Here is a 13,739-nt window from a genome sequence, read left to right as displayed (position 1 = left end):
GGCGGAAGGTTAGCGTCAGGTAAACCGGGCCGGTCAGCCGGGTCCCGCTCCCACGGTCTGCGGGGCCGCAGCGTTGGCGGCCGGCCCCTGGGCGATCCGAAGAAGCTGAGGAATGATCGCGGCCCCGATGCGTCGGGCGCCGCCATCCGAGATGTGCACGCCGTCGTCGTCGCGTAGCCGGACGCCGTCCAGTTCGTCGACGTACTTGTTGCCCGGAGTGAGAATGGAGGTGATGTCGATCACGCTCGTGCCGGGGTGGCGGGCCGCGGCCTCGCGCAGGAGCACGTTGAAGCGCTCGACCCGCGTGGCCTTCGTCTCCGGGTAGATGCTGCCGTCCGGGGCCTCGGTCGGCTTGAAGATCGGGGTGGTAAGAAGTACCACTTTCGCGCCCTTGGCCCCAAGTGTGGTGATCGCGAGGTCCAGCTCGCGGCCGAGATAGGCGTCGAACGCCGGGTCCCCGATGTGCGTCCAACGGCCGTCGCGAAACTGGTCGGTGACCTCCCAGCGGCCGACGAGTAGCAGCGCGAGCGCCGGATTGACCTCGTTGACGCGCTGCGCGAAGCGCTGCGGCCACTGGTCGCAGCCGTCGGTGGTCGGTCCGGCCTCACCGAGGATGCGCCGCTCCATGCCGCGGGCGACCCCGCAGCCGAGCTTGGAGAAGTCGTGGATCTCGATGCCCTGGGCGGCGGCCATCGAGGAGAAGTCGCTGAAGCCCAGCGTGAGCGCCACCGAGTCGCCGCCGAGCAGCACCTTGATCGGCGCACCGCTGCCGGGACGCACGGTGACGGTCGGCTGCGGGGAGGCGGCCGCCCGCTTGGCCAGCGCCTCCAGCTCGGCGGGCGTGCGCACCGATGCCGACGTGCCCGCCGTGGCCACCAGGATCACCGCGAGGACCCCGCCGAACGCGGCGGGCACGGTCAGCCGCGGGTTCGGCAGCCGGATCCGGCGGCGGCGGATCGGGTCCTCCACGAGGTGGAAGGACGCGAGCGTGATCGCCAGCGTGGCGCCGAGCCGCAGCAGCAGCAGGACCACGCCGTCGGTGCCGGTACGGGTGGCCGTGAGGGTGAGAAACACCGGCCAGTGCCACAGGTACAGGCCGTAGGAGATCCGCCCGATGAACGTCAGCGGGGCCAGGGAGAGCACCTTCGACACCGGCCCCGCGGGCGCCTCGACGAGCGAGGCGACGAGCAGCATCACGACGACCGCGACGCCGAGGAACCCGCCGGCGTAGAGCGCGCGGTTCTCCCCGCTCACCGTGGTCCAGATGACGATCATCGTCGCGCCCGCCAGGCAGCCGACGACCGACATGACCGACCGGGCCCGGGCCGAGATCGGTCGTGTCCGCTGCCCCCGCCACACCGCCAGCGCGGCGCCGACCAGCAGCGCCTGGGAACGGCTGTCGGTGCCGTAGTAGATCCGGGACGGATCAGTGCCGAGCAGGAGCAGGGCGAGGCCGACCAGCGCCGACGCCTCCGCGCCGAGCACGGCCACCGTCAGCGCGAGGGACTGGGCCTTCTGGCGCTGGCGGCGCCAGCGCTCCACCGTGCGGGCGCTGTGCCGCATGAGCAGGAACACGACCAGCGGCCACAGGACGTAGAACTGCTCCTCGACCGACAGCGACCAGGTGTGCAGCAGCGGCGAAGGCGCCGAGAAGTGGTTGAAGTAGCTCTGGTCGGACAGGGCGAAGCGCCAGTTCGCCACGTACAGCAGCGTGGACAGGGCGTCCAGGCGCAGCGTGCCGACGTCGCCGGGGGAGGCGATCCACCGGGCGTACGCCGCCACCCCGATCAGCAGGACCAGCAGCGCCGGCATCAGCCGGCGGGACCGGCGGACCCAGAAGCTGCGCAGGTCGATGCGCCGGGTGTTGCGGTACTCGGTGATGAGCAACCCGGTGATCAGGAAGCCCGAGAGGACGAAGAAGGTGTCCACGCCGAGCAGGCCGCCGGGCATCCACGAGATGCCGGCGTGGTAGGCGATGACGGCCATGACGGCGAACGCGCGTAGCCCGTCCAGGGCGGGCAGGTGCCCCAGCGGGGCGAGCACGGGGCCGGTGGCGTCGAGGTCGTCCTCGGGCCGGGTCGGTGGCCGCGCCGGCTCGCGGCCGGTCGCCGGGCGCTGGGGCGTCGCGAGCGGGGCGCGTGCCTCGTCGCGGCGGACGCGGGGCTCGGGTCGCTGGACTGGGGGCTCGGGCCGGCGCTCGGCCGCGGCTCGCTCGTGGCGGCGGGGAGGCTGATCCCGGCGCCTGCGGTCGGCACCGCTCCGACCGTCACCAAAGTGCCCCTCACGCTCCGCTGTCGAGCGTCGGGGCTGCGGGCCCCCGGCCGGGCTACGCGGCCCGCCCGCGCGGGTGCTGATCGGGGTCGTGTCGGCCTGCTGCTCGGCGGACGACCGCCGCTGTCGATCCCCGGACGCCAGCGGGACGGTGTCGGCGTCGTTGCTGGTCAGCCTGGTCCCTCCTCGTCGTCGCCGGGGCGCCATCGGGCCGTGGAACCGGGCGGCGGCTGCGGTGCGGGCTCGGCGGCTCCGCATCGGGTTCGCCACCGCGGCTCGCCGACCCCGATCGCATCAGGACGTCCGAGCGGCAAGGCTAATCGCAACTGCGTCACGCCGTGCACGCGCGGTATGTTTGCGGCCTTCATGCCGGACGTGTTGTCTGCCCGGAACCAGCGGGTTGGTACTTTCCGCGCGTGTCTGAGACCACGGCGGGGCAGCCACGGACGGTGGGGTCGGCGGCGGTGCCGCCGGACGTCCCCGAATCGGCTCCCGCGCCCGCCGGGGCCCCCGTGCCGGCGGTGGAGTCCGTGCCGGCGGTGGAGTCCGTATCGGCGGTGGAGTCCGTATCGGCGGTGGAGCCTGAGCCCGCCGGGGAGCCGGCGCCCGCCTGGCTCGGGCGACCGCGACGCTGGTACCCCGGGCTGGCGGCGATCTGCCTGATCGGCCTCGGGATCCGGCTGTTCTACCTGTTCCACTGGCTGCACCCGGCGGCGGTCCAGGGTGATCCGTTCTACTACCACGAGGCGGCGAACCTGTTCGCCGACGGCCGCGGCTGGCCGGACCCGTACGAACTGCGGCTGTCCGGGCGCTACGTCGCCGACGCCCAGCACCCGCCGCTGACCAGCCTTCTGCTGGCCGTACCGTCGTTGCTGGGCTTCACCAGCTTCCTGTCCCACCAGCTTTTCTCCTGCCTGCTGGGGGTCGGTGCGATCGTGCTGGTCGCCCTCGCCGGGCGCAGGGTCGGCGGCCCCGCGACCGGACTGGTGGCCGGCGGGATCGCGGCGGTCTACCCCGGCATGTGGCTCAACGACCCGCTGGTGATGTCCGAGACGACGGGCATTCTGACCTGTGCCTGGATCATCCTGGCCGGCTACCGCTTCGTCGACCGTCGAGGGTTCGCCGAGGCCGCCTTCCTCGGGCTGGCGCTGGCGGCGGTGATGCTCGCGCGCGCCGAACTGGCGCTGCTGGCCCTCGTGCTCGTCGTGCCGCTCGTCGCGACGGCCCGCGGCGTCGCCTGGCGTCGCCGCGCCGCGCTGCTGGCCGTGGCGGCCGCGACGAGCGTGGCCGCCATCGCCCCCTGGGCGGCCTACAACCTGTCGCGGTTCCACGAGCCGGAGTACCTGTCCACCGGCCTCGGCTCCACCCTGGCCGTCACCCACTGCCCGGCGACGTACTCCGGGCGCGACCTGGGCTGGTGGTCGTTCGACTGCGTGCTGGCACTCCCGCCGCCGCCCGTGGAACGGTCTGAGCGCGACGTCTTCTACCGACATGCCGCTTACGACTACATACGGCACCATTCCGACCGGCTGCCCACGGTGGCCGCCGCCCGCCTCGGCCGCACCTGGGGCGTCTACCACCCGTGGCAGCAGGCCCGCCTCGACACGATCGAGCTGCGACCGCTGAGTCTGAGCCGGGTCGGGATGGTGACGCTGTGGGTGCTGGAAGTGGCCGCGTTCGGCGGCGTGATCGTGCTGCGCCGCCGCCGGACCCCGCTGCTGCCCCTGCTCGCGGTGCCCATCACGCTGAGTCTGGCGACGGTGGTGGTCTACGGCACCACCCGCTTCCGGGCCGCCGCCGAGCCTGCGGTGGTGCTGCTCGCCGCGGTTGCGATCACGGCCGCCGCCGGCCGGCTCGCCGGGCCGGTGCGTTCCCGGGCCAAGCGGATCCCGGGTGGGCAACCGGTGCGATCCGAAACCGACCCGGGTTACCCGACCTGACTACGCCAGCGGGTAGAAAAATCCGTTATGTTCGGGGTGTGCTAGCTCCATAATCCACCGTGCTGGTACGTTTTTCACCGTGCCGGACATTGCGTATCTCGTGGCAAACTCGCGGTGACCGGCCCCGTCCGCCCCCGTTCGGCCGCCGTCGTCGCCGACGCGTCCACCGGTTCCGCCTCGATCCCCGATCCGCGCCGTCCCCCCGGCACCCGCCCGCCCAAGGTCGTCTTTCCAGGCTTCGACGGTCTGCGCGCGATCGCGGCGCTGCTCGTCGTCGTGGTGCACACGTCGTTCCCGGCGGGGTTCACCACCAGCAGCGGGTTCGGTCCCTACACCGCGCGCGGTGAGGCCGGGGTCGCGGTGTTCTTCCTGATCTCGGGATTCCTGCTCTACCGCCCGTTCGTGGCGGCCCGGCTCGCGGGCGTTCCCGCCGCCGCCGCGCCGGGTTACCTGGTGCGCCGGTTCATGCGGATCGTCCCCCTGTACTGGGTGGCGCTCGCCGTCACCCTCAACGTGGTCAGCGACGACCGGGTCGGCGTGCACGGGGTCGCCGGGATCTTCCAGACCGCGTTCTTCCTGCAGGGCTACCAGGATCACTGGGCCATCCAGGGCCTCACCCAGGCATGGACGCTCGATATCGAGGTCGCGTTCTACCTCGCCGTGCCCGTCTACGCCTGGCTGCTCGGCCGGCGCCGTCGCTCGCCCGAGACCCAGGTTCGGGTGGAACTGGCCGCGCTGGCGGTGACCTTCCTGGCCGCGAAGGTCGTCCACTTCCTGGTCATCCCGAGCAGGCAGGCCTGGATGTCCGGCTGGAACGCCTGGTTGCCCGTCTGGTGGGACCTGTTCGCCATGGGGATGGCGCTCGCCGTGGTCTCCGCCCGGTACGCCCAGCTCGGCCGTCAGCCCCGCTGGGCGGGCCTGCCCGGCTCGGGAACGGCCTGCTGGGCCGTGGCGGCGTTGATCTACTGGGTGGCCAGCAGGCACGCCGGCCTGCCACTGGTGCCGATCTTCGATCCGGACCGGGCCCAGGACATGAACCGTCACCTGCTGTACGGGCTGTTCGGGTTCTTCCTGCTGCTGCCGGCGGTCTTCGGGCGCCAGGACCGTGGCGCGGTGCGGCCGTTGCTGGCCAGCCGGCCGCTGGCGTTCCTCGGCGCGATCTCGTACGGCATCTACCTGTGGCACTCCACCGTCATCGACCTCGTGCTGGCGCACAGCGGCTGGCGGCTGTGGAAGATCCCCTACGCGCCGTTCCTGGCGATCGTCCTCGTGCTGACGGTGGCCGTCGCCACCGCGACGCATCACCTCATCGAGCGGCCCTGCATCCGGCTGTCCCACGGCTGGGCCCGGCGCGCGGACGCCTGGGTGGCGCGCCGCCGCGGGCGGGTGAGGCCCGGCGCGGGCACCGCGCCCGGCGGCGGGGTCGCGCACCCGCAGGGCCCGATCGGCGTGTTCCCGGCGACGGTGCCGGGGGCCCGGACGGCGGTCGCGGTCGCCGGCGTGCCCGGGGATAGCCCGACGGTGCCACTGCTGACCGGGTCGGCCGCCCGGCCGGGCGGCCGGCAGCGGCCGACGGGGGTGGGCGCGGCGGAGGCCGACGCGCGGGAGGCCGCGGAGGGCTGGGTGCCGCGGGCCTGGCGTGGACAGCCCGGCGTCGCGTCCGGCGCGGACCGGCCGGCACGGCCCGACACGGCCCGGTCCAATCCCGACCGGCCGCCACGGCTCGACCCCGACCGGCCGGCCGGGCCCAATCCTGACCGACCGGCCCGGCCCAACACCGACCGGCCGGCCCGGCCCGATCCCGACCGGACGGCACGATCCAGTACCGACCGGCCGGAACGGTCCAGCCCCGACCGCTCGTCGGGGCCCGGCCCCGGTCCGGACGGGCTGGAGTGGATCGGTCCGGGCGGGCGCCCGGAGTCGGGCGGCGCCGAGCGCGGCCCGGCCGGCCGAGCCTGATCAGTCGCCCCACCTGGCACCCGCCGTCCTGACGTGCCGCCGATCGCGGCTGCCCTCCGCCGATCGCGGCCGCTCTGCCCATCGCGGCTGCTCACTGCCCATCGCGGCTGCTCACTGCCCATCGCGGGCGCCCCGCCTACCAGCCCGTGGCGGCCCGCCGTTCCGGCACCTCGCGTCCGGGGAGGGAACGCACGTACTTTCCGCCTCCGCACGACCTCCCCGCGAGATCACCCCATATGTCGGTTTGGCGGTGATTTTTTCTTTGAGCCCACCGTGCTGTGTGCGCCCGTCCGGGGGGAGCCGGCGCGGCGGAGATCGGCTCGCCGAGCGGACGGCGGACGGGCTGGCCGCGGCCAAGGTCGCACGAGCGTGGCGGGCCGGCAGCACATAGCTACATATGGACGGCTTCTGTCTGCGTAGCGTGACCGCAGTCCCGGCTCGGGAGCGTCCGTGCGCCGGCTCCCGTTGACCACTCCGGACACCCATCCCTAGACTTGGGTCTGTGCACGAGGGTCCGTGGGTCTCAGACCGAGCGGATCCACTCGAGCGTCGCTATCGGTTCTGACAGTTTCTTCGTTTTTTGCGTTGTCTCTGTCCCTCGGTCCCGGCGGTTCGATCCGGCCCTCGCGCGGACGACCACCCCTAGTCGGAGCCGACCCCTTGACGAGCACCACCGACGTACGACCCGTGGAGACCGTGACCACCGCGCAGAGCCCGACCACACCACAGGTAGCGGTCAACGACATCGGCTCGGCCGAAGACTTCCTTGCGGCAGTCGACAAGACGATCAAGTTCTTCAACGATGGGGACATCGTCGACGGCATCATCGTCAAGGTTGATCGCGACGAGGTTCTGCTCGACATCGGGTACAAGACCGAGGGCGTGATCCCGTCCCGAGAGCTGTCGATCAAGCACGATGTCGACCCGCACGAGGTCGTGAGTGTCGGCGACCACGTCGAGGCCCTTGTCCTCCAGAAGGAGGACAAGGAAGGCCGCCTGATCCTGTCCAAGAAGCGCGCCCAGTACGAGCGCGCCTGGGGCACGATCGAGAAGCTGAAGGACGAGGACGGCGTCGTCACCGGCACCGTCATCGAGGTTGTCAAGGGTGGTCTCATCCTCGACATCGGCCTCCGTGGCTTCCTGCCGGCCTCCCTCGTGGAGATGCGCCGAGTCCGCGACCTGCAGCCCTACGTGGGGCGCGAGCTCGAAGCCAAGATCATCGAGCTCGACAAGAACCGCAACAACGTTGTGCTCTCGCGGCGGGCATGGCTGGAGCAGACCCAGAGTGAGGTCCGCTCCGAGTTCCTCGCCCAACTGGCCAAGGGTCAGATCCGCAAGGGCGTCGTCAGCTCGATCGTCAACTTTGGTGCCTTCGTGGACCTGGGTGGCGTCGACGGGCTGGTGCACGTCTCGGAGCTGTCCTGGAAGCACATCGATCACCCGTCCGAGGTGGTCGAGGTCGGCCAGGAGGTCACCGTCGAGGTTCTCGACGTCGACCTGGACCGCGAGCGGGTCTCGCTGTCGCTGAAGGCGACGCAGGAGGACCCGTGGCGTCAGTTCGCCCGCACCCATGCGATCGGCCAGGTCGTGCCCGGCCGGGTCACGAAGCTGGTGCCGTTCGGTGCGTTCGTCCGGGTGGACGAGGGCATCGAGGGTCTGGTCCACATCTCCGAGCTCGCCGAGCGGCACGTGGAGATTCCGGAGCAGGTCGTCAACGTCGGTGACGAGATCCTGGTCAAGGTGATCGACATCGACCTCGACCGGCGCCGGATCAGCCTGTCGCTCAAGCAGGCGAACGAGGCGTCGGGGCTGGCCGTCGACGGCGAGGCGTTCGACCCGAGCCAGTACGGCATGGAAGCCAAGTACGACGAGCAGGGCAACTACGTCTACCCTGAGGGCTTCGACCCGGAGACCGGGGAGTGGCTGGAAGGTTACGAGGAGCAGCAGGCGGAGTGGGAGCGGCAGTACGCCGAGGCCCAGTCCCGCTTCGAGGCGCACCAGGTCCAGATTCGGGCCGCGCAGGAGGCGGACGCCGCGGCGGCCGCTCCCTCCTCCTACACCGCTTCCTCCCAGTCCGACCAGCCTGCGTCGGCTATCGACGAGGAAGCGCTGCGTCGCCTGCGGGAGCAGTTCGGCCGGGAGTAGGCGACCCTGCCGCGTAGGTGACAGCGGGGCCCGAGGAATCCTCCTCGGGCCCCGCTGTCGTGTCTGGTGCGGGTCAGCGCTGAGCGCGGGCCACTGCGGGGTCGACGTGGTCCGGCCGCAGCAGGATCGGGACCTCGTCGCGGATCTCGTAGCGGTGGCCGAGTCGCGGGTTGACCAGCCAGCCGTCGACCAGTTCCAGCGGCCCCTTGTCCACCGGGCAGGCAAGGATCTTCAGCAGGTCGGGTTCGATGTTCATATCGGGCGTTCCTGTTCGTTGGTCGCCATCGGTCGCTGCCGTCGGACCACCCGAGCATCCCAGACAGCCGCCCCCTCCGAATCGGCGCACAATTATGCACCCGACATGGTGACATAAAGGCATGGGGCGGAGTAGCGTCAGGATTGTTCAGCGGCCGAACCATCGGCCGTGAGGATCGGGATCACCCGTCACGAGAGTCAGGTTGATCATGACTGTCCACGATTTCACCGTCGACACCCCCGACGGCAGCAGCCGCTCGCTGGGCGACTACGCCGGCCAGACGCTCCTGATCGTCAATGTTGCCAGCAAGTGCGGCCTGACGCCGCAGTACGAGGGGCTCGAGTCGATCTACCAGGAGCTGCACGGCCGCGGCCTGGAGATCCTCGGCTTCCCGTGCAACCAGTTCGGTGGCCAGGAGCCGGGCACCGACGAGGAGATCCAGAACTTCTGCTCGACCAACTACAACGTCACCTTCCCGGTGCTGAGCAAGGTCGAGGTGAACGGCGACGGCGCCGCGCCGCTGTTCAAGTACCTGCGCGCCGAGGCGCCCGGGGACTTCGGGCCCGAGGCCGGTTTCCTCTACGAGCACGTCTCGAAGTCCCGGCCCGAGGCGATCGGCACCGACGAGGTGAAGTGGAACTTCACCAAGTTCCTCGTCGACGGCGAGGGCAACGTCGTGCGCCGCTACGAGCCGACGGTCACCCCCGAGGAGATCCGCAAGGACCTCGACGCCACCCTGGCGTAGCACCGCGTGGGCCCCGCTCACCGGCGTCCGGCCGGTGAGCGGTCGTTCATGCCGCCCCGGCACGGCAACGCGTCGCCGGGGCGGCCCAGCCGGTCGGGCCCGATCAGGTCCGATCGAGCTGCGCGGCAAGGTACACGATGTCCTCGGTGTTGCCGCTGGCGAGGATCGCGTGTACCTCGCGGTAGGCCGCGCGGAACTCGGCGAGGACCGCGCTGACGCCCGCCGCGTCCACCGGTTCGCCGATCTCGACGGCGGCGTTGGCGAGACGGCGGATGCCACGGCTGGCCCGCTGCGCGGTGAGCAGATGGAATGCGATCTCGTCCAGGCGGGCGGGGTCGGTGTCACTCATGGCGGCCTTCCATTCCTTCGGGTCGTTCGCAGGTCGGGGCCGCGGCGGATCAGGCGAGCACGGTCTCGGCCCGGTGGTCGTCGGCCGGCAGTAGTCCGGTCACCGTGGCGGTGACCTCGACCGACCGCAGGGTGGCGATGCCGGCCAGGATCGCGGCGAACGCGGTGTCGGCGGCATCCCGGCCGGTCGCGATCCGGACCAGGCCGTCCCGTGGAACCCGCCGGGTCGGGTCGTGGACGTGCCACGCGCCGTCGGTCCAGGCCTCGAAGACGGCGTGGAAGTCCATCGGGGTCAGCCCGGGTGCGAAGACCGCGGTGAACCTGGCCGGTATCCCCAGCGCCCGACACAGGGTGACGCCCAGGTGGGCGAAGTCGCGGCACACCCCCTGCCCGGTCAGCAGGGTGTCCTCGGCGGTGTCGTGGACCGTGCTGGCGCCGGCGACATAGCCGATCCGGTGGTGAATCCAGTCCGCGACGGCCTCGACCCTGGGCCGGCCCTGAGGCAGGGCGCCGAACTCGGCCACGGCGAGTCCGACGACATGGTCGGAGGGGCAGTAGCGGCTCGGGCGCAGGTAGGTCAGCCGCTGCAGATCGAGCGGCTCGTCGCCCGCCGTCCCGTTCGGGCGCGGCCCGGGGCGGGGGCGAGGACGGTCGAGGTGCGCCCGGTAGGACGCCGTGAACAGGCCGCGGGACACTCGCAGCAGGTGGATCCGCCCGCCGTGTGGCGCGGCCAGCTCGACCGGCGGGGCGAGGGGGGCGCCGTCGGTCGCCAGATCCAGGCGTTCCTCGTGCACGCGGCCTCCGCGCTCGGCGGGCGCGATCTGCAACGCGATGTCGGCGGGCTCCTGGACGTCGAAGGCCAGGTCACAGGTGACCACCCGGCCGCTGTCGTCCACCCGGCTCCTGTCGTCCACCCGGCCCGGATCGTCGCCACCGGCCGGCCAGGGCGCCCCCGGGCCGGCCGACGCGATGATGTCGCCCGCCATGCTCGTGATCAGGGCGACGCCGAGAGCGCCGCGGACGACTCCGGCGCCGCGGGTCCGGTCGGTCCGGCGTCGGCCGTCGGAGTCTCTGCGTCGGCTGTCGGAGTCTCGGCGCCGGCCCGCCGCAGGATCTCACCGGGCGAACCGGTCAACCCGCCGGCCGCGGCCGCCCGCAGGACCGCCCGGGCCGGCCCGGGCGCGGCCCCGGGCGGGATGACGAGCAGTCGGAGCCTGGGTCTGCCGCCGTTGCTGCCGCCGCCCGCGGTGACCACCCGCGGGTCGAGGGTTCGAAACCAGTCCACCCGCGTCCGCGGCAGCCCCGACCCCTCGGCCAGGCTGGGAATCGCCGTCCAGGCGCTGCCGCTCACCGACACCCGGCGGACGCCTTCGTGGGCGCTCGCCAGCGCGGCGAGCAGGCCGGGCAGCTCGTCGGTCAGCCCCATCGTCCGCGGCCACCAGCCGCCGTCGAAGGATCCCTGGCCGCGGGCCGACGACAATGACACGCGGGCCGCGGAGCGCTGAGGTGGCGCGCCACCGTCGTCGTCGAACCGGGCGAGATCGGCGCGATCGGTGGGAAGGACGTGCGGGCTCGTCGTCATGACGGCCGCCTAACTCCGATGACGATGACCATCGGATGGCTGCGACCGGTCGCTGGGTCGGCCTGCTGGTCGACGCTCGCAAAACACCCGGTCAACGACCATGATACGCCCGACGGCCACACCGTCCCCGCGGAAATCCGCAGCGGCCACCGGCCGTCCCCGCCCGCCGAGGGGGGTAGGTCCGGCCCCGCCGGGCTCGCTGCTCACCTGGCCGGAACCGGGAGCATCGCCGTCACGCGGTCACCGGCTCGCACCGCGGCGACGAGGACGACCGCGCCGGCCACCGAGAGCAGCGTCCGGACGTGGTTCCAGGCCGTCCAGTCGCCCGCGTGTCGCGGCCCCGCGCCGCCACGCCGGCGCGGTCCGCCCGCGGAGGCGACAGCCCTGGCACAGTGCCCGATGGTTCTGCCTGATTCTGGTCAGCGAGTGCCGGGCGATCCCGGCGAGCGATTCCCCTTCCACCGACCGCTGGGGTTCCGCCTCCTGATCGGTGGGGCCTCACACGCTGACCGTTAGGGTTGTTGTCAAGGGTTCGACGTCGGGATGTGGTGGGACTGTGGTTGATCGCCGGGACTGGATGACCAGGGCCGCGGACGAAGCGATCGAGCGGGCGCAGCGGCGCCCCGGGGGCGGGAAGGTCGTCTGCGCGTCGGGGATCAGCCCGTCGGGGCCCATTCACCTCGGCAACCTGCGGGAAATCCTCGTCCCGCATCTCGTCGCCGAGGAGATCCGCGCTCGCGGAGTGCCCTGTGAGCACATCCTGTCCTGGGACGACTACGACCGGCTGCGCAAGGTGCCCGCCGGGGTGCCCGCCGACTTCGCCGAACACGTCGGCCGGCCGCTGACGGCCGTTCCCGATCCGTGGGGCGAGTTTCCGAGCTGGGCGGAGCGGTTCAAGGCGCCGTTCCGGGACGCGTTGCGTCGCCTTGGCATCGAGGTGCGCGAGATCAGCCAGACCGAGATGTACCGCTCGGGCGCCTACGCGAACGGCATCGCTCGGGCGATCGCCGCCGCCCCCACCATCGACGGCATCCTCGGCCGCTACCGCACACTGCAACCGTCGCCCGCGGCAACACCCGCCGGTTCCGGGTCGGGTGGCCCGGGTTTCGGTGGTTCCGGCTCCGGTGGCTCCGGTGGCTCCGGTCCCGGCGGCCGGGCCGGGCGCGGCGGGCGGCGGGGAGCGGCGGCGCCGGGCGGGGCCGACGACGTCCCCCCGGCGGACGTCGACGTCGCCGCCGACGAGGGGGCCGCCGACGACGAGGGCTCGGCGTCGGCGTCGGCCTACTTCCCGTTCCGGCCCTACTGCGAGGTCTGCGGCCGCGACACGACGGTGGTGGCGTCCTTCGATCCGGCGGCTGGTCAGGGCGACTACTCCTGCTCCGCCTGCGGCAACCACGGCCGGTTCGACGTGCGGGGGCCGGCGAACGGCAAGCTGGTGTGGAAGGTCGACTGGCCGATGCGCTGGGCCTTCGAGAACGTCGCCTTCGAGGCCGGCGGGGTGGACCACTCCTCGCCCGGGTCGAGCTTCACCGTCGGCGGCAGCATCGTCCGCGAGGTGTTCGGTGGCGAGCCGCCGGTGTACCTGCCGTACTCCTTCGTCGGGGTCCGCGGCCGGGCCAAGCTTTCCGGATCGGCGGGTGGGGCCCCCACCCCGGCGGACGCCCTGCACATCCTGGAGCCGGCGATCGTGCGTTGGATCTACGCCCGCCGCCGGCCGAACCAGGCCATCACCGTCGACTTCGGGGCGGAGGTGCTGCGCGTCTACGACGAGTGGGACGCGCTGAACCGGCGGGTCGGCGACGGCGCGGCCGAGCCCGCGGAGGACACCGTGGTGGCGCGTTCGCGGGGGACCGTCGGGGGCGGCCCGGTCGACGCGCCGCGCACCGTGTTCCCGTTCCGGCTGCTGTCGTCGATCTGCGACATCACCGCCGACGACCCGACCCAGATCCTGCGGATCCTGCGCCAGGCCCGCGGCAGCGACGCGCCCGGCGGCAGCGACGCCGACGGCGCCGGGCAGGCACCGTTCTCGCTCGACGATCTCCAGCCGCGGCTGGACTGCGCCCGGGCCTGGACCCGCGAGCACGTGCCGGTCGAGCAGCGCACCATCGTGCGGACCGAGCCGGACCGGGCGGCGCTGGCGGGCTTGAGCGCCGACGAGACCAAGGCCCTCGCCATCCTCGTCGACGGCCTCGAGGAGGACTGGTCGCTGGACGGGCTCACCACACTGACCTACGCCGTGCCCAAGCTGCTGCGCGGGCTGCCCGCCGACGCGCCGGCCACCGCCGAGCTCAAGCAGGCCCAGCGCGCGTTCTTCGTCCTGATCTACCGGCTGTTGGTCGGCCGCGACACCGGCCCGCGCCTGCCCACCCTGCTGCTGGCGGTCGGCCCCGAGCGCATCCGAACCCTGCTCACCGCCGCCGAGTAACGCGCGCGGGTCCGGGCGGACAGCGGGCCGGCGTTACCGCGGGCACGGCCTGCGCCGCCCCGCGCCTC

10 protein-coding genes are annotated in these 13,739 nt (G+C 72.5%); 5 read left to right on the top strand and 5 right to left on the bottom strand.

From position 1 onward, the window contains the following. Positions 1 to 33 precede the first annotated feature (33 nt). Complete coding sequence (locus AC5R91_RS11705) at positions 34 to 2,529, bottom strand: DUF459 domain-containing protein (RefSeq protein WP_495397180.1); 2,496 nt, start codon at positions 2,527 to 2,529, stop codon at positions 34 to 36. A 158-nt stretch (positions 2,530 to 2,687) separates the two neighbouring features. Between AC5R91_RS11705 and AC5R91_RS11700 the strand changes: the two genes are divergently transcribed. From AC5R91_RS11700 to rpsA, 3 genes are all read left to right on the top strand, one after another. Then, a complete protein-coding gene (locus tag AC5R91_RS11700) occupies positions 2,688 to 4,211 on the top strand; it encodes a glycosyltransferase family 39 protein (RefSeq protein WP_495397179.1) in 1,524 nt (507 codons plus the stop codon). A gap of 114 nt (positions 4,212 to 4,325) precedes the next feature. Further along, positions 4,326 to 6,170 (top strand): acyltransferase family protein, encoded by a 1,845-nt coding sequence (locus tag AC5R91_RS11695; RefSeq protein ID WP_495397178.1) that lies wholly within the window; start codon positions 4,326 to 4,328, stop codon positions 6,168 to 6,170. 660 nt (positions 6,171 to 6,830) lie between these two features. Further along, positions 6,831 to 8,315: a 30S ribosomal protein S1 gene (gene rpsA / locus AC5R91_RS11690; RefSeq protein WP_044886834.1), complete on the top strand. Its 1,485-nt coding sequence runs from the start codon at positions 6,831 to 6,833 to the stop codon at positions 8,313 to 8,315. A gap of 73 nt (positions 8,316 to 8,388) precedes the next feature. Here rpsA and AC5R91_RS11685 read toward each other — a convergent pair whose 3' ends face one another. Further along, positions 8,389 to 8,571: a Trm112 family protein gene (locus tag AC5R91_RS11685; RefSeq protein ID WP_495397177.1), complete on the bottom strand. Its 183-nt coding sequence runs from the start codon at positions 8,569 to 8,571 to the stop codon at positions 8,389 to 8,391. Between the two features lie 208 nt (positions 8,572 to 8,779). Between AC5R91_RS11685 and AC5R91_RS11680 the strand changes: the two genes are divergently transcribed. Continuing rightward, complete coding sequence (locus AC5R91_RS11680) at positions 8,780 to 9,316, top strand: glutathione peroxidase (RefSeq protein ID WP_495397176.1); 537 nt, start codon at positions 8,780 to 8,782, stop codon at positions 9,314 to 9,316. A gap of 103 nt (positions 9,317 to 9,419) precedes the next feature. Here the strand turns inward: AC5R91_RS11680 and AC5R91_RS11675 are convergent, their stop codons facing one another. The 3 genes from AC5R91_RS11675 to AC5R91_RS11665 are packed head-to-tail and all read right to left on the bottom strand — an operon-like array spanning position 9,420 to position 11,246. Next, complete coding sequence (locus tag AC5R91_RS11675; RefSeq protein ID WP_011602966.1) at positions 9,420 to 9,665, bottom strand: hypothetical protein; 246 nt, start codon at positions 9,663 to 9,665, stop codon at positions 9,420 to 9,422. A 49-nt stretch (positions 9,666 to 9,714) separates the two neighbouring features. Continuing rightward, positions 9,715 to 10,650, bottom strand: a complete 936-nt coding sequence (locus tag AC5R91_RS11670; protein ID WP_495397175.1) for a transglutaminase-like domain-containing protein — start codon at positions 10,648 to 10,650, stop codon at positions 9,715 to 9,717. 8 nt (positions 10,651 to 10,658) lie between these two features. Then, complete coding sequence (locus AC5R91_RS11665) at positions 10,659 to 11,246, bottom strand: DUF5994 family protein (protein WP_495397174.1); 588 nt, start codon at positions 11,244 to 11,246, stop codon at positions 10,659 to 10,661. A 577-nt stretch (positions 11,247 to 11,823) separates the two neighbouring features. Here AC5R91_RS11665 and lysS point away from each other — a divergent pair. Further along, positions 11,824 to 13,671, top strand: a complete 1,848-nt coding sequence (gene lysS / locus AC5R91_RS11660) for a lysine--tRNA ligase (protein ID WP_495397173.1) — start codon at positions 11,824 to 11,826, stop codon at positions 13,669 to 13,671. The last annotated feature ends 68 nt before the right edge of the window (positions 13,672 to 13,739 follow it).

It is taken from the genome of Frankia sp. BMG5.60 (assembly GCF_059428125.1).
The sequence above is the reverse complement of the archived record's forward strand: the minus strand, read 5'-3'. Positions and strand labels throughout refer to the sequence as shown.

Bases quoted from the DNA above. Each gene is read 5' to 3' on its own strand.
- AC5R91_RS11705 (WP_495397180.1), bottom strand. From the start codon at position 2,529: ATGCGGAGCCGCCGAGCCCGCACCGCAGCCGCCGCCCGGTTCCACGGC.
- AC5R91_RS11685 (WP_495397177.1), bottom strand. From the start codon at position 8,571: ATGAACATCGAACCCGACCTGCTGAAGATCCTTGCCTGCCCGGTGGAC.
- AC5R91_RS11680 (WP_495397176.1), top strand. From the start codon at position 8,780: ATGACTGTCCACGATTTCACCGTCGACACCCCCGACGGCAGCAGCCGC.
- AC5R91_RS11675 (WP_011602966.1), bottom strand. From the start codon at position 9,665: ATGAGTGACACCGACCCCGCCCGCCTGGACGAGATCGCATTCCATCTG.
- AC5R91_RS11670 (WP_495397175.1), bottom strand. From the start codon at position 10,650: ATGGCGGGCGACATCATCGCGTCGGCCGGCCCGGGGGCGCCCTGGCCG.
- AC5R91_RS11665 (WP_495397174.1), bottom strand. From the start codon at position 11,246: ATGACGACGAGCCCGCACGTCCTTCCCACCGATCGCGCCGATCTCGCC.
- lysS (WP_495397173.1), top strand. From the start codon at position 11,824: ATGACCAGGGCCGCGGACGAAGCGATCGAGCGGGCGCAGCGGCGCCCC.